This is a genomic window from Pseudomonas rossensis, from assembly GCF_039888995.1.
GTDB lineage: Bacteria > Pseudomonadota > Gammaproteobacteria > Pseudomonadales > Pseudomonadaceae > Aquipseudomonas > Aquipseudomonas rossensis.
The window spans coordinates 1-257 of the sequence record NZ_JBBWCB010000370.1 but is presented as its reverse complement, the minus strand read 5'-3'; the positions used below and the strand labels follow the sequence as shown (position 1 = coordinate 257).

Annotated in this window: 1 protein-coding gene; it reads left to right on the top strand. The window is 62.3% G+C overall.

What is annotated here, in order from left to right; all coding sequences use genetic code 11:
• Nucleotides 1-257 (top strand): cadherin-like domain-containing protein (locus WLY71_RS30920; protein WP_347806609.1); only part of this gene is annotated, 257 nt, incomplete at both ends.

The window sequence follows — 257 nt, the reverse complement described above, 5'->3', positions numbered from 1 at the left end:
ACCAGCAGCGTCGACGGCCCGGTCAGCGTAGTTAATTTCACGGTCGGCGGTACTCAGTACCAGGCCGGTGAAACCGCGACCATCGCCAATGTCGGTACCCTGGTGATCGGAACGAACGGTGCCTACACCTTCACTCCGGCCGCCAACTACAACGGCACGGTGCCGACGGTCAGCTACACCGTCACCGACGGCTCCGGCAGCAATGTCACCTCGACCCTGAACATCAACGTCACCCCGGTCGACGACAGCTTCACCGA